Genomic DNA, 23,686 nt, shown 5'->3' on the forward strand with positions numbered 1-23,686 from the left:
AGGGTGTAGGGAGGGCTTTCATCAGCGTTTAACCCCTACCTCCTCCTTCCCCAAGGAAGGAATCGCGCGGGCCGCCACACTTTTATCATGTACTAAGTCTCTATTGATTCTTTTGATAATCATCTGCGCGGCCATCTCTGCCCAAGCCCAACACGCAGGCTATACCCAGCTATCCGATCTTACCAAATTTAAGCAGCAATTTGCCGATGTCGCCGCAAAAACCAATAGCATTAAAAGTGATTTCACCCAGGAGAAAAGCCTGAGCATGCTCTCGGAAAAGATCACTTCTAAAGGCAAATTCTGGTATCGTAAGCCTAATATGCTGCGGATGGAATATACCCAACCCTTCAGCTACCTCATGATCCTGAACAAGGACAATGTGTACATAAAAGATGGGCAAAAGGAAAACAAGGTATCAACCCGCTCTAACAAGGTATTTAAGCAGATCAATAAAATTGTGATGGATTGTATCCAGGGAACGGCCCTCAACAGCGGCGATTTCAAGTCGGCTGTTTATGAAAACAAGGGCACTTATTTGGTTTCGCTTTCACCTGTTAACAAGCAATTGAGCGAGTTTTTCAAAACCATTGAAATTACCGTTGATAAAAAGGACTATTCCGTAGACACTATCCAAATGGTGGAAAACTCGGGCGATAGTACCACACTCCGTTTCACTAATAAAGAGATCAATGCCAGTATCCCGGATGCGCTTTTTGCTATTAAGTAGCTACCTGCTCATTTTGGCAAGCTGCTCATCGGTTTATAAAAATCTGAAACCGGCCGAAGGCAGCGTACGTGAGATCAGGAAATTTGCTCCTGATTTTACGCGGGCGCTTTACAAAACCGAGGTGGATGTTATAGGCGGTCACCATTTAAGCGGTCTGCTATTGATTAAAACCCTGCCCGATAAAAGCGTTCGTATGGTGTTCAGTAATGAAATGGGCTTTAAATTTTTTGATTTTGAGTTTAAACCCGATGGAGGCTTTAAGGTATATTACATCATAAAGCAAATGGATAAGCGCCCAGCGATCATTACACTGCAGAAAGATTTTGAACTGGTGATGATGCGCAAACAAAATCCGGAAACGGCCTATATTCGCAAGGACGACCATTACCTGTACTACGTTTTTCCGCAGGAAAAGGGCGCTAATTATTACATAACTAACAAAGCCGGAACAGAACTGATCCGCATGGAACGCTCATCCGACAGGAAACCCGTTGTGCAGGCCATTATGAAAGATTTTCATGACGGCATCCCCGATACCATCGGCATCAGCCATAAGAATTTTAAATTTAATATCGGCCTTAAACGTTTGGAAAGATAGATGCTTAACAATAACTTTTTCGATTTTACCACTCCCGAAACAGATGGCTGTTTGCTCAAAACAACCATCACCCTTAACCCCGCGCATGAGATTTTTAAGGGGCATTTTCCCGGTAATCCTATTGTGCCGGGTGTGTGTATGATGCAGATGATTAAAGAAGTGCTGGAAAATCAGCTCGGCAAAAAGTTAAGACTTGTTAAGGCTGATAATATCAAGTTTCTGTCGTTCATCAACCCTAATGAATACCCCCAGTTTGGGTTGGAGATAAAGATGAGTACCGTTGATGAGCAGGTTAAGGCAGATGCACAGCTGGTAAATGAGGGAATTGTGTTTTTGAAGTTTAAGGGAGTATTTAAATAAAAAATGTCATTGCGAGGAGCTGCTGGGGACGAGCGTTGGACGCGACGTGGCAATCTCGTAGCTATGCATAAATACATTGCAGGTTCGCTCTGCTTTCGACGAAATTGCCGCGCTACGCTCGCAATGAAATAGTTTTATAATAAAAGGCGAATATCAATTCTGCGGAGCCGCCTTAGCGCTTTTTCCTAACCTGATAGCTGCCAATAAATAATAAAAAGCCCCAAATGCTGAATATCCTGCTAAATTCACAATCCCCATATTAGGCGAATGTGCCATGACGATGAACGACACGCCGGCAAGCATAGATTGGCCGCCGCTCAATATCATCGGCCATTGACCGCCAAACTCTTTTCGCCTTTTCAAGCCAAGCACCAGTTGGATCAATCCTGTTAACAAAGCCCAGGCACCAAATACAATTAATGCAGCAGGTACACCTTTGGTTATAGCAAAACCTACTGATAAGGTTGTAATAATACTGATAGCAGCGTTTACATACTGTGGCGTTACCGATGTGCCATTACCCTGATTAGCGCGGATATCCAGGAATGTACCCACAACATCCCAAAGCGGATAGATTACGAGCAGGATAGTAGCTGCGGTGAATGAGGTTTTGGCTAATAAGGATACCAATATTACCCAGGTAACCGAAAATGCTACTCTTGTATAATAAAGCTTACGCAGCTCGCGTGCTGTTTTCACCGCGGCTGATGTTTCTATGATCAATGTTTTATTTGCTGACATGACTTTCAATTTTGTTTTCGTTTTTGTTTGATGAAGCAAAATTGGGCACAAAACCGGGCAGTAATTTTCACTTAGGTGAAAACCGGATGGGACATTTGTCAGCAGAGTATCGTTTTTACGGCTTTTGTTGGGATAGTCGCTTTTTGATTCGTGTTAGCGATGGGTTTTTGATTCCTAAATACGACGAAATGTGATAGGCAGGAATCCGGTTTACAATGTTGGGATGCTGGGCTACCATTTTTAAGTAACGTTCTTCGGCGGTGTTAAATAGAAACTCTTCTGTGCGAGCTTGCGAGTGGTTGAAGAACAGTTCGGCAATTAGGCGACCAAACCTTGGCCAGCCGGTCGGGGTTGTATAAAGATATTGGAGATCGGTATAATTGATGGAGATGATCTCGGCATCTTCCATCGCCTGTATAAAATAAGCGCAGGGGTACTGGTTAATGAAGCTCCTGAATGATACCAGAAATTGCTTTTCAGAGAAAAAATAAATATTCTTCTCTTCCTGCGTTTCGGGGTGTACATAATAAATCCGGAACAGACCTTTGGTTATCAGCGCCAGATCGGTACATACAACGCTTTGCATATTAAAAAAATCACTTTTAACAATTTTACGGCTGCGCCAGTAAGGCAGGCTAAGGGCAACATCATTTGCCGATAATTCGGCAAAATTGCCAAGCAGTTCGTTCAATACCTCCTGTTTTTCGTGCATAGTGTAAAAAATGTGTAATCCTCTCAAATATCGGTACAAAAAACCACACCCTTTTTCACCTTGGTTAATCAAATGAAAGTTTAATTTCTTATTTTACATTCAAACTAAATTCAGGATAAAAAACAATCGTTAAAAAAATCAATCAGCATCATGAAAAACATAAAATTATCGCGCCATGTTAATGAGTTTGATCGAGGTGGCCCTTTTCCTGTGTGCCATCATACTGGCGGCATCTGGTCCAAGAAAAAACAAAAAGAAAGAAAATAAGATCAATGCCGATGCGCTCCTGCATTCTGAATATCATGTTACAGAAAACGGCGGGCTGGAGCACATAAAAAGCAATTATTAAAATTTTATAACTCCCCTATCAATAACCGCGACAACCTTTTAAATAAAAAGAAACCGCCTCAAGTAATTTTGCGGCGGTTTTTTGTTTATTTTACCGCTTTATAAACCCTGTCTATCTCCCGGTTTGAAATACATTTACAGTTTTTTATTATTCAGCATAGTTCACAGCAGCCTGTTTGCGCAGGTAAAAGTTAGCGGGAAAATAACCGATGCTTCAAAAAGCCCGGTAACCCTGGCAGTTGTTAACCTTCAGCAGCAGCAATCCGAACAAATAAGGGCAGTACAAACTGATTCGCTGGGTATGTTTTATTTTACCGATGTTGATAATGGGGATTATTACCTAACCATCACATACACCGGCTATCAGAAAACAGAAATTAAACTAAACCTGCGGCATGACACCACCCTATTCATCACCCTTACCGACCTTATTACGCGGCTCAATGAGGTAACCGTAACAGCCAGCAAACCCTCTGTTGAAAACAGGAGCGATAAGCTGGTTTATAATGTGTCAACCAGTGCAACATCGGCGGGGGCTGATGCACTTACTGTTATAGGCCGGGTACCGGGCGTAAAGGTTGGTGATAACGACTTGGGTATTGTTGGCAAGGGCGGCGTTAAGGTTATGGTGAACGAAAGGCTGGTACAACTGGCCGGTACCGATCTGCTCCGCTATTTGCGTTCACTATCTGCAAGCCAGCTGGCCAGTATCGAGCTCATTAAAAACCCGGGCGCTAATTATGATGCCGAAGGGAATTCCGGGCTCATCAACATCACTCTCAAACACAGTAAAAAGCAAGGTTATTCGGGCAGTGTACAGATCAATGATAAACAATGGCTGCATAAACCGGCCACTGTTTATGGCACCAGCAATTACTGGTGGTTTAATGCCAGTGGTGACATCAACTATAATTCGGCCAAATTATCGGCCTATGCCAGCGTAAATATTGATCACGACCACGAATTGGAAGGCTTTGAAACCGATATTTATTACCCCAAACAAACCTGGCTGCAAACCGATACAGGCAACTACCGCTATCACAATTTAAATCTTATAGCCGGTGCCGATTACCGCCTGAGCTCAAAAGTTACGGTCGGCATAAATTACCAGGGCGGGAAAAACATCTATGACGGATCAGACCATGTGAGCAACCCCATCATCAACAACAGTACCGGCGCTATCGATTCAACATTAAGAACTTATGCCACCTACCATCCTGTAGCTATAAGCAACGCCGTTAACCTGCACGGTACTATAAAACTGGATACAGCCGGCGCCAAACTGCTGCTTAATGCTGATTACTTTAACTATTACCGTACCGACCGGTCTGACTTTGAAAGCAATACCTACCTTGCCAATGGTTCTCTGAATGCTGCCAGCCGCAACCGCTATCATGATACCAACAAGCAGGATATTAATATTTATACCTTTAAAGCAGATGCTGTTGTACCTGCCAAATATGCCCGCTTTGCATTTGGCGGTAAGCTCAGCTTTATCAACAATTACAGCAATGCATTCTATTATAAAAAAACCGTTAATGATTCACTGCGTTATGACGATAACCTGAGCAACGAGTTTACCTACACCGAAAACACCCAATCTGTTTATGGAAGCATAAGCCGCGAGGATGGCAAATGGAAATACCAGGCCGGTTTGCGGGTTGAACGAACCGAAACCAAAGGTTTTTCGCATACGCTTAACCAAACTACTGTTAATAATTACACTAAACTGTTCCCCTCGGCAACGGTGAGTTACCAGGCAGGGGTTGATCATATCCTTTCGCTAAATTTTGGCAGGCGTGTAAACCGGCCAACCTTTTGGAACCTTAACCCTTTCAAGAGCCTATTTACAGCCTACAGTTACGGCGAAGGCAACCCCTACCTTCAACCCGAATACAATACCAATTTTGAGTTTTCGCATACCTACAAAAACAGACTTACTTCGGCCATATTTCTAAATGTTACCAATAGTGGTTTTAACAATGTAACCATCGCCCGGCCGGATACCAACCTTGTTTATACTACTCCGCTCAATTTTATTAAAACTTACCGGGCGGGTATTTCCGAAAATTATTCGATGCAATTGCTTAGCTGGCTTGATAATAATAACCAGTTCACTTTTTATCATACAGATGCAAAATCGGCATTGACTACAGTAAATGGGATCAGCGGCTTCGGGACGTATATTGCTACTAACAACAACATCTATTTTAATGCCGATAAATCATTTTCATGTGCGGTAAACTTCTGGTACCAGTTTCCGGAGATAGACCATGTTGGTCGCAGCGACGCCTATTATAAACTCGACCTTGGTCTTAAAGCATCCGTTTTTAAAAAGAAGTTCGATGTTTCGTTTGTAATTAACGATGTTTTCAGGAGCAGCGCATCGGCAGTTACTACAATTGTTAACGGGGTAAGGCAAAAATACACCAACTTCCAGATTAACAGGTATGCTCTTGTTGGCATCAGTTACCGCTTTGGCAATAGCCAAAACAAAGCAGAAAAGCAGGATACCGGCAACCAGGAAGAGAAAGGCCGGATCCATTAAAAGCAAAAAGGGGCTTTTGCGGCCCCTTTCAAACAATTACAAAACAAAAACAAGGTTACATTTTACCTGTGCTGTCTTTCCCCGTTTTGCCTTTACCCATTTTACTTTTTGACATTTTATCATGGCTCATTTTATCCGAACCCATTTTGTCTGATGCCATTTTATCATGGCTCATTTTATCCTTGCTCATTTTATCAGTACTCATTTTGCCCGAAGCCATTTTATCGTGGCTCATTTTGTCTTTGCTCATCTTGTCCTTTTTCATTTTACCGGTGTCGCTTAGCATAACGGTATTATGCGCAGGATTTAATGTTTTAGCTTGTACATTAGCTGTAATGCCGGCAATAGCGAGGGTGGCGATAAGGGAGCCCGAAATAATTGATGTGATTTTCATGTTTGATTTTTTAGTTGGTATTTGCCGCTTAGTCGGGTTGATAAATGAAACCTTACAAAATATTTTCATTTATTTAGAAAGCCATCCGGTAGGCTATCAATCAAAAAAATTCGTGAAATTCGTGCACACTCAATTCGACCACATTAAAGCTACTTTATGGAGATCAGCCAGGCACAGCAACTTGTAGATAACTGGATAAAAACAACCGGCATCAGGTATTTTAACGAACTTACCAATACCGCTATTTTAATGGAAGAGGTTGGCGAAGTGGCCCGCATTATGGCCAGAAAATACGGCGAGCAATCATTCAAAAAATCAGATACAGAAGTTAACCTGGCCGACGAAATGGCCGACGTTCTTTTTGTACTTATTTGCCTTGCCAATCAAACCGGCATCGACCTAACCGACGCCCTGGAAAAGAACATGGAAAAGAAAAGCATCCGGGATGCCGACCGGCATAAAAACAATGAAAAACTGAAATAGTTGAAATTAAATTTTTCATTAATAAAAAAAACAAAATAAAATTCCTTAAAAATTAAATTTAATACAATTTAATAAGGCACGAGGCGTTTGATCTAAAACAGTTAAAAAGCCTTATTATGAAAACCTATTTTATACTGTCGGTAAGTTTTTTACTTGTACTAACGTCATGCAAGCATCAAACTGAACAAAAAGCAAATGTGGCCAACGTTGAGTTAATCCCTCCTCCGCCCGCCGAAGAAAAAAGCATAGCAACTGCGGATCAACTCGAAGACGCCGGTACTGCCAATAAACCACCGGCACCTAACTCCTCTTTTGCCGACACCGCCAAAAAAATCATCAAGGAAGGCGACATTCGCTTTGAAACCGGCAATCCGAAAGCAGCAAGACAAAACATCGTTTCATCGCTCAAAAAGTTAGGCGGTTACCTTGCCGAAGAAAATGAGACCAACAGCGGCGAAACCAATCAAAAGGAATACAGTCTCAAGATCAGGGTTCCCTCTAAAAACTTTGATGCTTTTTTAAATAGCTTAACTTCCAATGCAGATCATATCGACTCCAAAAACATTCACATCAGGGATGTGACAACGCAATTCATCGACGTTAAGGCACAAATCAACAATAACAAGCAGTTAGAGCAGCGTTATTTGCAGTTGGCTGCTAAAGCTATCAAAATGACCGACCTGCTGGCTATTGAAGATAAGCTTGCCGCTATCCGTACCGAAATTGACTCGGCACAAGGGCAGTTGAACTATTTAAGCAGCCAGGTGAGTTACAGTTCGCTGGATATCAGCTTTTACACCAGGCAGGCCAACCTGGTTAACAATGGCAATGGTTTTGGCTATAAGTTTAAAAACTCACTGAGCACCGGCTGGGATACCATGCAAAACATGTTCTTTTCAATAGTATCCCTGTGGCCTTTAATATTTGTTGCGTTAATTATTTACCTGTTAATCATCCGCTGGAAAAAACGAAGGAGAGCAACTGTGTTAACAGAGGCATAAAAAATATCGTTAAAGTTAATTTAATATTTAAATTATAAAAAGGCCAATGCAAAAAGGTATTAACTAATGAAGATTTAATTAAAAGGGTAGAAACTTTACTAAATTATTTAATAAATGCTTGATAAGTAGAAATTTAACACCTAATTTTAAGCACCTAATTATTTGATCATGATCCGTGTACGGTCTAAAGTTGTACTGTTGGTTGCCCCCCATGTAGTTGGCCTTGAGGTATTGCCTAATAACAAGGTTTTTAAACATATTTCAGCTATTCCGGCTATTTTTCCATCCATACACGATATCAAACCCAACCTGCTCATACTTGATTACGATTATCTTGCTCAAGACATCGAAAAGATCCTTCGCCGTTTAAGCACAAACATTGCATACAAAAATATCAGGATTTGCTGCTATAAAAACAAATGGAACTCCAAGGTGGATCCTTTCCTGAAAACATTAGGCGTTGACCATATTTTTTACGCTGAAGATATGCAGGACGAAGTCACCAGGAAAAGCGCATTTGACGCCATTGGCAATGTTATAATGGACGGGACGTTTTTTAATTTATTAAAGCCGGTGCATTGAGCGCCCGGTTCTCTCAAATATCATTGCCCATCTTGTCTCTCCTTTAAACAACCACATCTCCCTCAAAAACCCTAACAGCCGGCCCTTCTAAAAAGATTTCCGTAAAGGCGCTGCCATCATAATCAAAACGGATATTGAGGTTGCCCCCCAATACTTTTATAGGAGTGGTAATATGCCCGGTTTGTTGTTTGTGCTGCGCCATGGCCAGGGCAACTGCAGTTACGCCTGTTCCGCAGGCAAAAGTTTCATCCTCTACCCCACGCTCAAATGTACGTACAAAGTAGCCCTCCTTCATTGGTTCAACAAAATTTACATTAATGCCGTTTTTGCGATAAGTGGCATTATTGCGGATAGCATGGCCTTCCTGGTAAACATTGCGCTGTTCAAGCCCCTCAACCAGCTTTACGTAATGTGGCGAGCCGGTATTAAGCACATAAGCGTCAGCATCAGTATTAACTTCGTTTACATCAATCATTTGCAGACTTACCCAATCACCTTCGTCTGAAATTTTGGCATAATGCGAGCCATCTACCGCCAAAAATTCAGTTTCCGATTCAATAACGCCTAAAAATTTGGCAAAGGCCACAATACAGCGCCCGCCATTGCCGCACATACTACTCGGCTGGCCGTCGGCATTGTAATAAATCATCTCAAAATCGTATCCGTCTTTGTTTTGCAATAGCATCAAACCATCACCCCCGATACCGAAACGACGATCGCACAGGCCCGAAATCAGCTTAGGATTATGATGATCAACGCTGTTATCGCGGTTATCAATCAAAATAAAATCATTGCCTGCGCCCTGGTATTTATAAAAATGTATCTTCACAATTATCCTGTTAATATCAGCCCCTTTAGTCTTCAACAAAACCCGTGCTAACAATTAAAATAGCCGATGTTTATCTATTTAACAAATTTTAACAAAAAACGGGATAACTAATCATTGATTATCTCGTCTATATGGTATTAAATTTGATCTGTAAAATAAGTAAACTTAATAATAAGAAAGGCAAATAATAAATGAAAAAGATTGGTTTAACACTATTAACCGCTTTTGTTGGAGGTGCGATGGCCTTAGGAGTATATAAGGTTATCGAAAACAAGTACTCCGACAACCTGAGCTTTGAAGACAAGCAAAAGGTATATTTTACAAGCAACCCCTCAGCTCCGGTTTCATCAACCGGCGACCTTGATTTTACCCAGGCAGCGGCGGCAGCTACCCCGGCGGTGGTTTATATCCGCACAACCTATACTAACAAAGGCAGCGGCGGACAGGATCAGCTGGAGCAGATGTTTGGCGATATGTTTGGTCAGCGGGTGCGTCCGCAAGGCCCACAGATGGCATCAGGCTCTGGTGTTATCATTTCGCCCGATGGTTACATTGTAACCAATAACCACGTGGTTGAAAAGGCCGATAAAATTACCGTTGCTACCAATGACCACCGTACTTTCAGCGCCAAAGTTATCGGCACCGACCCAAGTACAGATCTCGCTCTCATTAAAGTTAGCGCTAACAACCTGCCAATTGTAAAATTAGGTAACAGCGACGACGCTAAAGTTGGCGAATGGGTTTTAGCTGTAGGCAACCCTTTTAACTTAACATCAACCGTTACAGCCGGTATCATCAGCGCCAAAGGCCGTAACATTGGTATTATTGGCAGCGAAAACAATGATGACGATAACCCGTTTGGCCGTACCCGCAACCAGTCGACTCCTAAGCTGAACAAAGCTATAGAGTCGTTCATCCAAACCGATGCGGCTATTAACCCTGGCAATAGCGGCGGTGCCCTGGTGAACACCCGTGGCGAACTGATCGGTATTAACGCCGCTATCGCTTCACACACCGGTTCATATGAAGGCTACGGCTTTGCAATCCCGGTTAACCTGGCTAAAAAAGTACTGAACGATATCAAGAAATTCGGTACAGTAAAACGCGGTTTTGTAGGCGTAACGTTCACCGAACTTAATCCCGACGTAGCCCAAAAACTTGATGTGACAACCACCAACGGCTTGTATGTTAACGACCTTGTACCGGGCGGCGGTGCCGAGCAGGCAGGCTTACGCAAAGGCGATATCATTGTTAAGGTTGAAGGTCAGCCGGTTTATGAATCATCTGATCTGCAGGAGCGTGTAGGCCGTTTACAACCCGGCGACAAGATCAACGTTACCGTGTTGCGCGATGGTAAGGACAAAGATTTCGCGGTAACGCTTAAAGGAGATGCCGTAGCACCATCAAACCGTATCGCGGCGTCTAAATCGGCTGAAGAGCTGTTTAACAAACTGGGCGCAAGCTTCCACGCTTTAACCCCTGCCGAAAAGAACAGGCTGCATGTTAACGCCGGTGTATTGGTTACCCAGGTACGAGAAGGTGGTTTATTTGACGCCGCCGAAATACCCGAAGGCGTTGTGATCACCAGCATTAACAAACTGCCGATTAGCAGTATCGAAGATATTGACAAGGCAATTGTAAAACCTATCCAGGGCAATATCATTATTGCCGGGATCTACCCCGATGGTTCGCACTTTAGCAGCGCGTTCCCGGCTCAATAAGCTTTTTTAAGTGATTTTGCATACGGAAGCTCCGGCCTCTTTTGAGATTGGGGCTTTCTTTTTATGGAGAATTTCGGGACTTGAAAGGGCTTTTGTTCGCCCTAAAACTATTTAAAACAAATTAACCCCAAAGCTCCATCCAACCCAACCAGTCCAGTTACGATTATCACGAATAAAAGAATGATGCAGGTCCCGCACATAAGCATAACCATCAACAGGACTGCGTTGATCCGAATACAGAAAATTCAATGACGGGCCTGCAAAAATTGAAAACTTCCGGCTTACCTTATAAGTGAAATCAAGGTTGAACTTGTTAAGCTGATTGGTTTTTAACCAGGTACCCTGGTACAGGTAACTTGAACCAATTTCGGTGTTGATAGCCAGGTGCTGCCCCAGTCCAAACTCGCGCCCGAACCCCAAACCAAATGAATATAATTTACTGTTGCCATCAACCCGCATACCGCCCTGCCAAATGGTGTACAGCTTGTTGTTGCCGTTTTTGAAGGCGAGGTTAATATTTTGAGTTTCGTTAGTGGAGATAGCGAGCTTATGGTAACCGCTGTTAATAATATTCAGCAGCCCGATACTAAAGCCTGATGAGGTATCGGCAATGTTCACCAGCGCCAATTGCACCCCGGTAAGATGTTTGGCATAATTGAACAAGCCTGCCACTTGCAGACCACCAAATTTTTGTTGTGCGATATTGCCGATCCCGCCAAGTTGCAGCGCATCAGAATTTTTGCCGGCAATATTGCCTATCGCCCCTAACTGAATGCCCCTGACTGATCCGCGGGTATGGTTGTAAAGGGCCGACAACTGCAGGCCATTCATGTTTTGTTTTACGCTGTTATGGAGCAGGGCCAGCTGAATGCCCCGCACGTTGCCCAGCACGTTATTGTACATGCCGCCAAGCTGAATGCCATTTACTGAGCCGCCCACCACATTAAAGATCCCGGCTATTTGTACCGCGCCAACGTCGCCTTTATCTAAATTGAAAATAATGCCCATTTCAAAGCCATCAACCCCGGCATTATAGCCGCCCACAACATTGAGGGAAACCACATTCACTACCTGTCCGCTGAAGTTGCCGTGAGTGCTTACGCCCGGTATGGCCGAAGCCTGGAAGGGGGCCTGTGCAATCAGCCCGCCGAGATTGGCCGCCTGGATTTGCTGTTTGGTGGAAAGAAACAGTCTGCCCAGCGAAGTATTTTCGACCCCAGAATAATCGTCACTAAGGATATACCCCAGGAGGCTGCGTTTTTTCTTCAGGGTGGTGTCGGTGCTCCTTACGTTAACATCTGCTAAAAAAGTAACCGTAGTATCCTTATAAAATTCCCGGCTGACGGTGAGGGTGATCGGCTGGCCTTCGTTATGCAGGCTAATATCAAAATGACCTTCCTTATCGGTCAGTACCGATTGCAATTGCTCGTGCGAGTATACACTGGCATTGGGCAGGTTATGACCGGTTTGCTCGTCGGTTACGGTACCGCTGATGTTGTAATTGTCGCCCTCGGTAGCGGTCTTGTCGGTAACTATGGTCAGTTGGAGGGGTGCATATCTCAGGATAATAAAATTCTTCGATTCGCGGTACTCAAAGCGATAGCGAAGCATGTGGTCAAGCACTTCTTTAATCGTCCAGTTATCCGCATTGATGGTAACCAGGCTGTCGGTTTTTACAATGTTGCTGTTGTACGAAAAGTAGAAGTTGCCTTTTTGTTCGATGGTTTTAAGCACCGTACCTAAGCGCATTTCAGTTACATGAACGGATATGTTTTTGGAAAGGATGGAATCGGCACGAGCGGTTAAAGCCGTAAGAAGCAGCAGGCAGATGGTATAGTTTAGGTAACGATGTAGTTTATACAACATAAAAGTATTATTCAGCCAATATTAATAAACCAGCAATTTTTCCACCACGTCATTGCGAGGCACGAAGCAATCGCGAGCTATACAGGGCAGATTTGCACGGCCGATCTGCTTATTGGCGATTGCTTCGTGCCTCGCAATGACGTCTTTTTTAATACTGCGTTTCTTTCCTTTCTACCTCAACACAATCCCCTTTTTCCCGCGCTCCACTTTGATCTTGAACGTTTCGGAGATCACCAGCAGAACCTGATCTAACGACTGATCTTTAAACACCGTAGTAATAGGCAGGTTGGCAATGGCTTTATTGCCGATAACAATGTGCTCCCCGTAGATCTCATTTAACGAGCCCACCAATTCGTGCAGCGGGGTTTCATCGCAAACCAGTTCGTGGGTTGCATAGTAGTTATATAAACGCCCTTTGATGCTTTCCTTAGTCTGCAGGCCATCCTTACCGGTAACCAATACCTTTTCGCCGGGATTGAGGTTTACGCTTTTTTTCTTTTCGCTTACGTTAACTATGCCCGTTTCAACAATAACCTGCGTTTTGCCGTCGCGGCTCTTTATATTGAATGACGTGCCAACCACCCTAACCGTTACACCGTTCACCCTAATTATAAAAGGTTTGGTTTTATCGGGCGTTACTTTAAAAAAAGCCTCGCCCAGCATAGTCACCGGGCGGATCTTGCCGGTAAACTTTTCGGGGTAAATAAGGGTACTGTGACTGTTCAATGTAATCACCGAACCATCGGGCAGGGTTTGCGAACGGGTTTTCCCTTCGCTATCTACCTTAACAAAAGCGATAGCCTTGTTATCGTAATAATGGCTAACCGTTAGCCAGGCCACCGTGCAAATCAGCAATAGCGATGCCGCGATACCTATCCACCAACTGGTTTTCATTTTGCGGACCCGCGCTGATGGAGCTACGGCCGGAACAGTATTATTCAGCCTTTTTTGCAACCGGAGATAGGCGGCATGCTCATCCAAAGTCTTAGTTGAAGCAATTTGCCGGCTCTCATCCCAGATCAGTTTAAAATTATCATACTCATGCCTGTTAGCGGGCGAAGCGGCAATCCAGTTCTGTATAGCCTCCACCTCGGCGGGCGTAGCTTCGCCAACCAGGTATTTCACCAGCAAATCATCATCTATAGGCATACCGGTATAGCTCATACAAACCAATTAATAAATAACAATAAAATAATGGGTAAAAACTCGGCCAGTTTTTGGCGCATTACCCGCAGCGCTTTGCCCATCTGGTTTTCGACGGTCTTGATCGAGAGGCCCATTTGATCGGCAATTTGCTGATATTTCAACTGCTCAAACCTGCTCAGCTGAAAAATAATGCGGCACTGCTCGGGCAGTTCGCTCAGGGCTTTTTCAATGTGCTTTTGCAGCTCGGCGGTGAGCAGTTTTTTTGAGGCCAGTTCGTCGCTACCAACCTGTTCCATTTCATCGGCATAATAAACGCCGAAACTGGCGCGTACCTTCTGATGTTTCAAATAATTCAAGCTTTCGTTATGTACAGAGCGGTACAGGTAGGCCTTGATACTGCCGTCGGTTTTAAGCTGATCGCGTTTTTCCCAAATGCGGCAAAATACGTTTTGTACTACCTCTTCGGCCATTTCATCATCCTTTAAAAAAGTGTAGGCATAGGCGTGCAGACTTTTAAAGTGATCTTTAAAAAGCCGTTCAAAAGCTTTCTGGCTTCCCTGTTTAATTAAACCAATGGCCGTGCTATCGCTGTATTCCACTTTTAAGGTGCAGATGTTAGCGCTAAAGATAGCTTGTTTGGCCGTTAAATTCATAGTACCCAAATGTTAAAAATGAATCAGGCCAGTTGAATTTGGATGGTGTACAGCGAATGATGAATATCCACCTTGCTGCACACGCCATTGGTATAGCTGTAGAAATTGTAATTACCATCGGGCAGATCAATACGGTATACATGCGGGCTCACCTGCTTAACCTGCAAAAATTGCTGAAAGTTATCGGAGTACACCTGCGCCTGGTCGGCCGGTTCATGGCAGTATAGCAGCATGAGGTTGGCGGCTATTTGCTTTTGATCAACCGTTTTGCCGCATTTGCCTTCGGCGATGGTTTGATAGCCCGAGGCCAAGGCTTTGGTTTGACGGTTGCATTTTTCTGAACCATTGACATTCCTGCACACCTGCGAACTCATGAGCTTGCCATTATTAAAAGTGCTCTCTTCCTGGATCTCCACCTTAATGCTGAAAATGAAGCGCATTTTTACTTCGGAGATCATTTTGAGGTACAGCTCATCACCCTGGCGTTTTTGATACAGGTTCATGTGGCCAACCACCTTGCCGCTGTGCAGCACATTGTATTTAACCGTTTGTTCCTGCGCCAGGGCACCCACAGCGAGGCACAGCAAGGCCACCACCATAGCCGCCCATTTTAGCGGACCGAAGATATTGAACGTTGGGAAAGTTTTATTTTGAAGGGCAGGCCGGATATATTTTTTAAATAACCAAATTATTAAAGCGGGTATCATGGGTTGTTATTTTAAAGTGATTGAATAAAGCTTTTAACGCGTTTACTTTATTACAACACTCTAAACTTTTACCCCTATGCCTTTGCATTATTTTGTTCGATTAATTGAATTACTACTATGCCTATATGCATTATATAATTTCAAATATAAGTAAAAAAAACGGGTGTCCCAATTTTTTGATTCCCCACAAAAAAATGAAAAAAGCACGCGGTCCGTTTTTGCGAAAATAAGCGTGTTCCATTTTTTGAGTGTGAAAACGCGGAACATCTTTTTTATGAAACACACTGATAATCAAACAATTAATATTTCGACCGAAACAACGATAAAATACTGACAATCAATTACTAAAACTTTTAAGAGTAAAATATAGCCTTGATTGAGGCACCCCGGCAGACAGATTTTTTTTGGTAATTTTTTGATGTTTTTTTAATGAAAAATGGCTTTAGGCGATGTGGGGTGGTTGGGGTGCTGACAATATAGCGCCACCATTTGGTGGGGGGTTAAGCGCTATTTTTAATACTCATTTTCGTGATATCACGAAAATGAGTAGGGATTTATAAGTAGGTGTTTTCCGATTATAACATAGATTGTTTTTTATAAACGTGCTTTATAAAATCGCCAAGATTGATAATATGCTCTTGTTGCTCTTTTAAGTACGTAGGAATAATAGTTTTGGGTACAACTAATTGTAATTGTTGAGCTCGCATTTCTTCTGTTTGATTCCTACTTATAGAAGGTTCAAGGGTGATCAAGTGTTTATAGGGGATTTTATCAGCTTCAGATAAAACTTGTCGCCATCTGTCTTTGGCTGTGGTCTTAACGCCAAGCATTGTTAATAATTCAATATTGAATTCCGGCGAATGATAGCGATTTTTAGGAAAAACGAAATCGGGTTTATTATTTCTTTCTGTTAGTTTACCCTTGTCAAATAATAATTTATGCTCATCAAAAATCACAGCTAAATGATTTTCAAATGAATGTCCAGCTCGTGACTTCCTTCTGTTTTGAACGCTTAATGAAAAACTTATAAACTCGTCGACATCAGTCCCATCTTTTCCAAATCCCGCCTTAAGTCTTTCTTTTACGATAATAGATTCCAAGGTTCTAAATAATAACTCTTCTTTTTCAAGCCATGCAATCAATGTCTCGTCTGGTGCATCAATCACAGATACATCTTTAACTATGGATCGAGCGTAGGCAGAAAATTCATTTGTGGAAGGAAATACAGAACCAAATTTTTGTATTAAGATATTGGCGTCAAATTGTGGCTCTTCTATTTCAATACCCAATGAAGAAATTATATACTTTCCAGCAAAACCAATATCTGATTTCTGCCCTGTTAAATCCTTAACGATGAATTTGTTTTCGACCTCATCCAAATCAAACAACCAAAGCAACTGTTTTTCAGACGTCGAACCTTTTTGTGCTACAAATATAGCAGCAGTGTTATCTCCTGTTCGCGCTACTATGATTAAGTCACCAACCGAAGAGTATGGAATTACCTGATTATCGGTATAATAAAGCCTATGTTCGGTTCTCGTTGCGTGATTTTCTCTTGCATCATACCAAGTCAACTCCCCTGTATTCTCAATAATGTTGTCTTCATCTTCTGATAGATATATAAACTTCGCTGTAAACTTAAGCGGATCTAATCCAAATATCTTTTTAAAGCCTGAAGTGCCATTTAATTCATGTTGATTAGATTTTTTAGGGTTAATTTCTACTTCGCTTAGCCTTTTGGCTCCTAAACTGATAAAGTATTGGGATAACGAATTTGCCATGTTAGTGCTCTTGGTTTAATGCAACAAAACTTTGATCATGAAGCCTAATTTAAATATCATATGAGTTTATGATATTTATTAACTCTTTTCCAACAGCCTGAATCAACGGTGTCACGACCGAATTTCCAAATTGTTTATATGCTTGATTATCTGAAACAGGTATTCTAAAACTTTTATTCCCCTTATTCACAGGATAGCCCTGTAAAGCGGCACTTTCCATTGGTGTTAATCTTCTTGGATTGCCAGTGGCCTGTGGTATTAATATTTCAGATCCATCTTTATAGTACCGCGCACTCATCGTTCTGCTAATCCCATCTAAATTAACAAGCCCAAAGCCAAAACCATTTCCTTTCAGCTTATGCTTTTTTGAATATTCTTGAAGAAAATTCCACAGTTTATCGGATAAGGTGTACTTCGGGTCTACATTATCCTGGAGGATCGTTCTGATTTGCTTATCGGCTTCTGGTAATTTAACCAGATCAAAATCAAAGCTTATATCATCACCAAAAACATTCTTGTCAAAACCAACCATCAAAGTTCTATCCCGATGTTGTGGTACAAAGTGTTTACCGTTAAGCACTCTATGATCAAATGAATAGCCTAAGTCTATAAGCGTTTGTTTAATTACTTTAAAAGTATTACCCTTATCATGAGATACAAGGTTCTTGACATTTTCCAGGAAATATGCTTTTGGGCGATGTTTTTCAATGATTTCCGCTACGTGAAAAAATAAATTGCCTTGCTTTTCATCCTCAAAACCATGCTTCCTACCCAGGCTATTTTTCTTTGATACTCCCGCTATCGAAAATGGTTGGCACGGAAACCCTCCACATAAAACGTCAAAATTCTGAGGTATAAATGATTTAGTTTCTTCTTTTGTTATATCACCAAAAGGTGTTTCACCAAAGTTTGCAAAATATGTTTTTTGAGCATACTTGTCATATTCCGAACTGTAAACACATAGGCCGCCCAAGTTTTGCAAAGCCAATCTAAAACCTCCTATACCTGCAAACAAATCAATAAATGTAAACTTCTCTGTTCCTTCTTTTGGTCCAGGAAACGGGATATCAGTGGCATCAAAAAGGTTCTGTTGTACTGCTGAATATAAAGCTTCAGGTTCTTTAAATTCATTCGGTGCGTTCTCAACTATCTCGTACGCTTTTTCCTTATATATTGGGTTTTGTGTAACTACATAGTGTGTTAAAACTGCGGAGTCGAGTTGGTCTGGTAATATTGTCGACGTAGCTTTCATGGATTTAACCGCCATTAATTGGTTCCTCCATTGAAAGATTCACTGTTAAAGAAATCTCTAATAGTTACGTCAAGTGCACAAATTATTTTTTCAAGGTTGATTACAGAAACATTGCGTTTTCCATTTTCGACTTCGTTAACATAGGTCTTATCTATTTCAGCCTTAAAGGCTAAGGCTTCCTGGGTGAGCTTTAAATTTGTTCGGTATTCCTTTATGCGCAAACCGATTTTCTTCCGAATATCCATAGCTGCAAGCTATTGTCTATTCGACTATAAGTCAATCGGATATAAGTGAACTTTAGAGAATTATTGAGTGTTGAGAATTACAGTTAACGCGTTCAGTGAATTATCCAGAGATGCTTTTTTTAATTCACATTCCCATATTTTAATAATCTTCCAGCCATTAGCAATTAACGCTGTTTCGGCTTTAATATCATTTGATGTATTGCCATTAATCTTATTTAACCACCATTCAGTTCTTGTTTTCGGTACAACAAAATACCGGCACCCCTCATGCCCATGCCAAAAGCATCCATGAATAAAAATCACTGTTTTATACTTTGGTAAAACTATATCAGGCTTACCCGGCATATCTTTCACATGAAGCCGATAGCGGAAGCCATTTTTATGCAGAAACTTACGCACTAAAAGCTCTGGCTTGGTATCCTTGCTCTTAATCCGCGACATGTTGTAACTCCGTGTTTCCTTTGAATGAACGTCTGCCATATTATCTAAACTACAATCCTAACCTGGCAAAGTTTCATTGCTAACTCTCCACATACCACCTAACCACCGCCACATCCGCCTCCGCCCAATCCAAAGCTAATAATTCATCTTTAGGCAGCCACTTAAAATCAAGATGCTCTTTTAACACAATCTGCCCCGAAGTAATTCTACAAACAAAAGGGATCAACTGTATAGTAACATTGGGATATTGGTGCGTGTTAGCAGGCAGGGAGGCCTCAACTTCTATATCTACATGAAGCTCTTCCTTAATCTCGCGGATGAGGCAGGCTTCGGCGGTTTCGCCGGGTTCAATTTTACCGCCGGGGAACTCCCATTTTAAAGGCAGGCTCATGGTTGCGCTCCGCTGAGCGGCAAATACAAGTCCGTCGGCATTAACAATAATAGCGCATGTTACTTTGATCACGTTTCTAAGATAAGAGTTTGGGGAAAGAAACAAGACGACAATGTGAAGAAGCACGACAGTAGAAGGACAGAAGCAAGACGGTAAGAGTTAAGAAGTAAGATAAGAACCATGACATATTGTTATCAAGCCCTAAACAAAAGCGCGCCGGGCCGACAAATAAGCGGGCCTGGGAGTATGGCCTCGTGGGTGGAAGCTTTTTTTTGTCTTGATGTTTGGTTAATTGCATCTAAGGTAAAGTAAAGTACTCCGTCCGGCCAACATAGCCGTTAACTTAAGGAAAAAACTCTTCAAAGCGAGGGAATGTGCGACTCCCCTCTTGAGAGGGGTGGAGGGGTGTGTTATTCTACGTGCAGCCTATCGCTTGTATAACACACCCCTGCTCCCGCTCTTTCCCACTACGCCCCCTCTCAAGAGGGGATTTTAAAGCGCATGTGCTAAATTAATCTCTTAGGTTAATGGCTATGGCCCGGCCAGGAGGGCGACAATGTTTGTTAGTTACAACAAGGTTTAAACAGAATGATGTATACCAATTTACCATGTCCTTTTTCCATCCCACAAAACCAAAGTTTAGGGTGTATGCCCCAAAACACTAAATTATATTCCCCGTTTATACCATGTATTTTATTTACCATGGTATAACTTTGGTATATCAAACGAATAACATCAAACCATGAAAGCAATAATTTTAAAAGACTTTGGCGGGGTTGAAAACCTGGTACCTGCCGAAATACCTGTACCAACCATAGCCGCCGATGAAGTACTGGTAAAACTGAAAGCCATCAGCATAAACCCTGTGGATGTTAAAACCCGCTCGGGGAAAGGCGTTGCAGGGCTTATTAAGGACGAATCGCCGATTATATTGGGCTGGGATATTTCGGGCGAGATCACCGAAGTGGGCGCGGATGTTACCGGCTTTAAACCCGGCGACGAGGTTTTCGCCATGATCGCTTTCCCCAAAACCGGTAAAGCCTATGCCGAATATGTTAAGGCTAAAGCCGATGAACTTGCACTGAAACCTGCCGGCGTTAGTCATGAGGAGGCTGCGGCAGCTACACTTGCCGCGCTTACTGCCTGGCAGGCTTTCCACAGCAATGCGCCTGTTAAACCCGGCGACCGGGTATTGATCCACGCCGCATCAGGCGGGGTTGGCCATTATGCTGTGCAGATAGTTAAACATTTGGGCGCCTATGTTATCGCCACTTCTTCGGCTGCCAACCGCGATTTTGTGTTGGGCCTGGGTGCCGATGAACATATCGACTATAAGGCACAGCCCTTTGAAACCGCTACCGGCGATATCGATTTTGTGCTTGACACCATTGGCGGCGAATACATTGACCGCTCGCTGCAGGTGATGAAAAAAGGCGGCACCATTATAAGCATCGTTTCGGGCATGAACGAAACTGTTACGCCCAAAGCCAATGCACTGGGCATTAATGGCCACAACACCCGGGTAAAACCCAATGCCGAAAACATGGCTACCATTGCCGGTTTGCTGCAAAAAGGGATCATTAAATCGTACATATCCAAAGTATTTCCGTTTGAGCAAATGGCCGATGCACATTTGCAGTTAGAAAGTGGGAGGACAGTTGGTAAGGTGGTGCTGACGTTTTAATCCCTCTTCATTCCCCTCTTGAGAGGGGGCGCGATGGAAATGTGTGATGGCAGGGGTGTGTTTATGCGATTGGCTTATCAAAGCAGATCGCCCCCGCAGTTCCTCTCAAGAGAAAAATCGCACATGGTGCGCGCTATCGCTTAATAATATTTAGTTGTATTTAACTAACATTGGCCCGCTCAATTGCCGCGGGTGGCTGTTACGTTTTTCGCTGTTGTTTGTTTTTTTAAGGTGCTCAAGAGGGCTTCGCCGTCTGTCTTGACACAAAAGTAACCAAAAAGTCAAGTCGGCAGGGAGGCTTCTTCGCCGCACGGCCTTCGCCCGCTTGCCTTTCCCTGCCTTTACCCTGCAAAGCGAGCAGAACCACGGGCTGCAATTATTTTGCCCTGCTTCGCCCGCTCATGGCCCTCGCTTCTGCAAAAACTTGCTATGCCCCTGCAGCCGCACCACCCACCATTGTTCTGCCCGCTTTCGCCCGAAGCTTACCTGCTGACAGTTTGGGAAAAGAAGCAAGACTGTTAGAAGTCAAGAAGCAAGACGGTAAGAGTCAAGGAGTAAGATAAGAACCGTGACATATTGTTATCAAACCCAAAACAAAAGTGTGCTGGCCCGACAAAAAAGCGGGCCTGGGAGTATGGCCTGCGGGTGGAAGCATTTTTTTGTCTTGATGTTTGGTTACTTTGCATCTAAGGTAAAGTAACTGGCCTCCGCGGCCAAGAGCGGACGATGTAAGTTATAAAACCACAAAGCTCGTCCCTGCCCCAATGCACATCCCACCAATGAACTATTGAACCAATCAATCCAAATCCCCATTGCCAAAAGTATCTCCCTGGTTAATATCCCCGGTGTCGAAACCTTTTTTAAACCAGTACATCCGCTGGGCACTGGTGCCATGGGTAAAACTATCGGGCTCTACATGGCCCTGTGCTTGTTTTTGTAATCGGTCGTCACCTATGGCGTTGGCCGCGTTGAGCGCTTCTTCTATATCACCTTTATCAAGCACGTTTTTCATGGTTTTTTCGTAATGCGCCCAAACGCCGGCATAAAAGTCGGCCTGCAGCTCCAGTTTTACTGAAAGCTTATTGTATGCGCGTTCGCTCAAACGTGAGTGTGCCTGATCCATTTTTTGTGAGATCCCCAACAGGTTTTGCACATGATGGCCAACCTCATGCGCTATCACATAGGCCTGCGCAAAATCGCCGGCGGCACCGAAACGGTTCTTCAACTCATCGTAAAAAGAAAGATCAATATATACCCGCGAATCGCCGGGGCAATAAAACGGGCCGCTTGCCGAGCTGGCATTACCGCAGGCCGACTGTACATAATCGCTAAATATGGTTAAACGCGGCTTCTCATAAGTACGGCCCATGTCGTTAAACAGTTTTGTCCAGATATCTTCGGTATCGGCCAAAACCACGCGCACAAATTTCTTGCCTTCATCTTCGGGGCCGTTATTAACGGTTTGCTCCTGCCGGGCCGGCTGATTGGTTGCTACCTGGTTAAGCAGCGCCGACGGATCGACCCCTGTAAAAAAATAAATAGCGGCCGCTATAATACCAAGTACGCCACCGCCAATGGCTAACCTGCCGCCGCCACCGCCGCGTTCATCATCTACGTTATCGCTTTCGCGTCTGCCAAACCATTGCATATGTTGCCCCCCGGGCCCCCTAAAAGGGGAGTTTTTTATACATGATAATAAAAAAAAGCCTCCGTTTGTTTGAACGGAGGCTTCAGATTTTTTCACCCCCCTTTGGGGGTACGAGCCGATTATTTCACAATCTCAAATACGGCCTGGATCTGGAAACTTAGTTTGATGTTTTTGAAACTGATATCCGAATCGCCAACGTTGCTATCTGCCGAAGCTTTGAATGTCATCACATTGGCAGCATACATCCTTGGTTGCGGAAAGCTGCTGTTATCGCTTTCGGTAATATTGATAGCACCACCCAGCTTTTCACCAAGGGCAGCCAACAGGTAAGTTGCTTTATCGCGTGCGGCCAACAGGGCTTTTATTTTAAGGTCACGCTTCAGATCGGCCATTTTTGAATAGTCGTAGCTTTCAATATTGGTAGCCTGAATCCCTTTAGGATCAATTTTCGACATGATCTGGTTAAACTTATTCAGGTCGCGCACACGCAGGCCGTATTGTTTGCTGGCCAAAAAGTCGGGTGCTTTTTTCTTTTGATAGGTATTGTTCCAGGCAGATACATTGTTCACCGTAAAATCTGACGATGGAATGCCGGCATCTTTAACGGCTTTTTCCAGCTGGTCTTCCAGATCGTTAATGGCAATGTGCTTTTTGCCATCCATGTATTCCTGTAGTGATATGGTTACGTTTATAATATCAGGAGTAACCTCCTGCTCGGCAATGCCGGTAACTTCAATTTTACGCCTAAGGTCAACGTTTTGGGCAAATGCGCCAATGGTAGTTGCTAATAGTGCGGCAAGGATAAATAGCTTTTTCATGTGTATTTTA

The 23,686-nt window shown here is 43.2% G+C and carries 25 protein-coding genes; 10 read left to right on the forward strand and 15 right to left on the reverse strand.

Features of this window, described 5'->3' with window-relative positions; translation table 11 throughout:
• The first annotated feature begins 103 nt into the window (after positions 1-103).
• From ACP26M_RS21165 to ACP26M_RS21175, 3 genes are read left to right on the forward strand one after another with little or no spacing between them, the layout of a single operon-like run.
• Positions 104-727, forward strand: coding sequence for an outer membrane lipoprotein carrier protein LolA (locus ACP26M_RS21165; RefSeq protein ID WP_426583043.1), 624 nt, complete (start codon positions 104-106; stop codon positions 725-727).
• Positions 690-1,325: a hypothetical protein gene (locus ACP26M_RS21170; RefSeq protein ID WP_426583045.1), complete on the forward strand. Its 636-nt coding sequence runs from the start codon at positions 690-692 to the stop codon at positions 1,323-1,325. Before ACP26M_RS21165 ends, ACP26M_RS21170 begins: the two co-directional genes overlap by 38 nt.
• Entirely contained in the window at positions 1,326-1,685 is a 360-nt protein-coding gene (locus tag ACP26M_RS21175; RefSeq protein WP_426583047.1) for a hypothetical protein, read from the forward strand.
• Positions 1,686-1,838: 153 nt separating this feature from the next.
• Here ACP26M_RS21175 and ACP26M_RS21180 read toward each other — a convergent pair whose 3' ends face one another.
• Complete coding sequence (locus ACP26M_RS21180) at positions 1,839-2,426, reverse strand: DUF308 domain-containing protein (RefSeq protein ID WP_426583048.1); 588 nt, start codon at positions 2,424-2,426, stop codon at positions 1,839-1,841.
• 115 nt (positions 2,427-2,541) lie between these two features.
• Positions 2,542-3,138: a Crp/Fnr family transcriptional regulator gene (locus ACP26M_RS21185; protein ID WP_426583050.1), complete on the reverse strand. Its 597-nt coding sequence runs from the start codon at positions 3,136-3,138 to the stop codon at positions 2,542-2,544.
• A gap of 181 nt (positions 3,139-3,319) precedes the next feature.
• On the opposite strand from ACP26M_RS21185, the gene ACP26M_RS21190 reads away from it, so the two are divergent.
• Positions 3,320-3,487, forward strand: a complete 168-nt coding sequence (locus ACP26M_RS21190; protein WP_426583052.1) for a hypothetical protein — start codon at positions 3,320-3,322, stop codon at positions 3,485-3,487.
• A 123-nt stretch (positions 3,488-3,610) separates the two neighbouring features.
• Positions 3,611-6,034 carry a TonB-dependent receptor domain-containing protein gene (locus ACP26M_RS21195; protein ID WP_426583054.1) on the forward strand — a complete coding sequence of 808 codons (2,424 nt, stop codon included), beginning with the start codon at positions 3,611-3,613 and terminating at the stop codon, positions 6,032-6,034.
• A gap of 55 nt (positions 6,035-6,089) precedes the next feature.
• Here the strand turns inward: ACP26M_RS21195 and ACP26M_RS21200 are convergent, their stop codons facing one another.
• Positions 6,090-6,428, reverse strand: a complete 339-nt coding sequence (locus ACP26M_RS21200; RefSeq protein ID WP_426583056.1) for a hypothetical protein — start codon at positions 6,426-6,428, stop codon at positions 6,090-6,092.
• A 156-nt stretch (positions 6,429-6,584) separates the two neighbouring features.
• Between ACP26M_RS21200 and ACP26M_RS21205 the strand changes: the two genes are divergently transcribed.
• The 3 genes from ACP26M_RS21205 (at position 6,585) to ACP26M_RS21215 (ending at position 8,494) form a co-directional block, all read left to right on the forward strand.
• Positions 6,585-6,911 carry a nucleotide pyrophosphohydrolase gene (locus tag ACP26M_RS21205; RefSeq protein WP_426583058.1) on the forward strand — a complete coding sequence of 109 codons (327 nt, stop codon included), beginning with the start codon at positions 6,585-6,587 and terminating at the stop codon, positions 6,909-6,911.
• Between the two features lie 116 nt (positions 6,912-7,027).
• Positions 7,028-7,912, forward strand: a complete 885-nt coding sequence (locus tag ACP26M_RS21210) for a DUF4349 domain-containing protein (RefSeq protein ID WP_426583060.1) — start codon at positions 7,028-7,030, stop codon at positions 7,910-7,912.
• A gap of 168 nt (positions 7,913-8,080) precedes the next feature.
• On the forward strand, positions 8,081-8,494 hold the full coding sequence (locus tag ACP26M_RS21215) for a hypothetical protein (protein ID WP_426583062.1): 414 nt from the start codon (positions 8,081-8,083) through the stop codon (positions 8,492-8,494).
• Between the two features lie 43 nt (positions 8,495-8,537).
• Here the strand turns inward: ACP26M_RS21215 and dapF are convergent, their stop codons facing one another.
• Positions 8,538-9,323 (reverse strand): diaminopimelate epimerase, encoded by a 786-nt coding sequence (gene dapF, locus ACP26M_RS21220; RefSeq protein ID WP_426583064.1) that lies wholly within the window; start codon positions 9,321-9,323, stop codon positions 8,538-8,540.
• A gap of 191 nt (positions 9,324-9,514) precedes the next feature.
• Between dapF and ACP26M_RS21225 the strand changes: the two genes are divergently transcribed.
• Positions 9,515-11,044 carry a Do family serine endopeptidase gene (locus ACP26M_RS21225; RefSeq protein WP_426583066.1) on the forward strand — a complete coding sequence of 510 codons (1,530 nt, stop codon included), beginning with the start codon at positions 9,515-9,517 and terminating at the stop codon, positions 11,042-11,044.
• A 111-nt stretch (positions 11,045-11,155) separates the two neighbouring features.
• On the opposite strand, the gene ACP26M_RS21230 is transcribed toward ACP26M_RS21225, so the two are convergent.
• From ACP26M_RS21230 to ACP26M_RS21270, 9 genes are all read right to left on the reverse strand, one after another.
• Positions 11,156-12,910, reverse strand: coding sequence for a carboxypeptidase-like regulatory domain-containing protein (locus tag ACP26M_RS21230; RefSeq protein WP_426583068.1), 1,755 nt, complete (start codon positions 12,908-12,910; stop codon positions 11,156-11,158).
• Between the two features lie 171 nt (positions 12,911-13,081).
• Complete coding sequence (locus tag ACP26M_RS21235; protein ID WP_426583070.1) at positions 13,082-14,074, reverse strand: FecR domain-containing protein; 993 nt, start codon at positions 14,072-14,074, stop codon at positions 13,082-13,084.
• A complete protein-coding gene (locus tag ACP26M_RS21240) occupies positions 14,071-14,709 on the reverse strand; it encodes an RNA polymerase sigma-70 factor (RefSeq protein WP_426583072.1) in 639 nt (212 codons plus the stop codon). Before ACP26M_RS21240 ends, ACP26M_RS21235 begins: the two co-directional genes overlap by 4 nt.
• A 23-nt stretch (positions 14,710-14,732) precedes the next feature.
• A complete protein-coding gene (locus ACP26M_RS21245) occupies positions 14,733-15,416 on the reverse strand; it encodes a DUF6134 family protein (RefSeq protein ID WP_426583074.1) in 684 nt (227 codons plus the stop codon).
• A 575-nt stretch (positions 15,417-15,991) separates the two neighbouring features.
• Positions 15,992-17,197: a type II restriction endonuclease gene (locus tag ACP26M_RS21250; RefSeq protein WP_426583076.1), complete on the reverse strand. Its 1,206-nt coding sequence runs from the start codon at positions 17,195-17,197 to the stop codon at positions 15,992-15,994.
• Positions 17,198-17,246: 49 nt separating this feature from the next.
• A complete protein-coding gene (gene dcm / locus ACP26M_RS21255) occupies positions 17,247-18,449 on the reverse strand; it encodes a DNA (cytosine-5-)-methyltransferase (RefSeq protein ID WP_426583078.1) in 1,203 nt (400 codons plus the stop codon).
• 14 nt (positions 18,450-18,463) lie between these two features.
• Entirely contained in the window at positions 18,464-18,694 is a 231-nt protein-coding gene (locus tag ACP26M_RS21260; protein WP_129569492.1) for a helix-turn-helix domain-containing protein, read from the reverse strand.
• Between the two features lie 60 nt (positions 18,695-18,754).
• Complete coding sequence (locus ACP26M_RS21265) at positions 18,755-19,174, reverse strand: very short patch repair endonuclease (protein ID WP_426583080.1); 420 nt, start codon at positions 19,172-19,174, stop codon at positions 18,755-18,757.
• A gap of 40 nt (positions 19,175-19,214) precedes the next feature.
• Positions 19,215-19,598: a (deoxy)nucleoside triphosphate pyrophosphohydrolase gene (locus ACP26M_RS21270; RefSeq protein WP_426583082.1), complete on the reverse strand. Its 384-nt coding sequence runs from the start codon at positions 19,596-19,598 to the stop codon at positions 19,215-19,217.
• 670 nt (positions 19,599-20,268) lie between these two features.
• Here ACP26M_RS21270 and ACP26M_RS21275 point away from each other — a divergent pair.
• The gene (locus ACP26M_RS21275) at positions 20,269-21,210 is read left to right on the forward strand and encodes an NADP-dependent oxidoreductase (RefSeq protein WP_426583084.1); all 942 of its coding nucleotides are present in this window, start codon (positions 20,269-20,271) and stop codon (positions 21,208-21,210) included.
• A 796-nt stretch (positions 21,211-22,006) separates the two neighbouring features.
• Here ACP26M_RS21275 and ypfJ read toward each other — a convergent pair.
• Complete coding sequence (gene ypfJ / locus ACP26M_RS21280) at positions 22,007-22,858, reverse strand: KPN_02809 family neutral zinc metallopeptidase (RefSeq protein WP_426583086.1); 852 nt, start codon at positions 22,856-22,858, stop codon at positions 22,007-22,009.
• Between the two features lie 119 nt (positions 22,859-22,977).
• On the reverse strand, positions 22,978-23,676 hold the full coding sequence (locus ACP26M_RS21285; RefSeq protein WP_321556125.1) for an SIMPL domain-containing protein: 699 nt from the start codon (positions 23,674-23,676) through the stop codon (positions 22,978-22,980).
• Positions 23,677-23,686: the final 10 nt, after the last annotated feature.

It is taken from the genome of Mucilaginibacter sp. R-33, from assembly GCF_049949235.1.
Classification (GTDB): Bacteria; Bacteroidota; Bacteroidia; order Sphingobacteriales; family Sphingobacteriaceae; genus Mucilaginibacter.